Source organism: Rhizobium sp. 18055 (assembly GCF_902706285.1).
Lineage (GTDB): Bacteria > Pseudomonadota > Alphaproteobacteria > Rhizobiales > Rhizobiaceae > Rhizobium.
On the sequence record NZ_CACSKD010000461.1, the window covers coordinates 1 to 395 of the forward strand.

Consider the following 395-nt stretch of genomic DNA (forward strand, 5'->3'; position numbering starts at 1 on the left):
CCGCTGCATCAGCCGTTCCGCACCCGATCTGCGTGGCGGGCCGGAGCCGATCGTGACGCACTACGAGGGCCGGCGGCTCAACGCCCCGAACGACGTGGCCATCGCACCCGACGGATCGGTGTGGTTCACCGACCCGGTCTTCGGCATCGTGATGCCCGCCCAGGGCGCGCTGGCCGCGCCCGAGCTGGCGCACCGCAGCCTCTACCGCTTCGATCCCGCCAGCGGCGCGCTGGCGCGCATGGCCGATTTCGAGCAGCCGAACGGCGTGGCGCTGTCGCCCGATGGCCGCACCGTCTATGTGACCGACACGTCGAGGGCGCTCGGCGAGGCCCCTGGCGGCGTTCCGGGAACCCGGCACCACGTCGAGGCCTTCACGCTGGGCACGGAGGGGGTGC

1 protein-coding gene is annotated in these 395 nt (G+C 73.2%); it reads left to right on the forward strand.

Annotated elements, in window-relative coordinates:
• Positions 1-52 precede the first annotated feature (52 nt).
• On the forward strand, positions 53-395 hold a 343-nt coding region (locus GVL52_RS32645), incomplete at its 3' end, for an SMP-30/gluconolactonase/LRE family protein (RefSeq protein ID WP_244619359.1).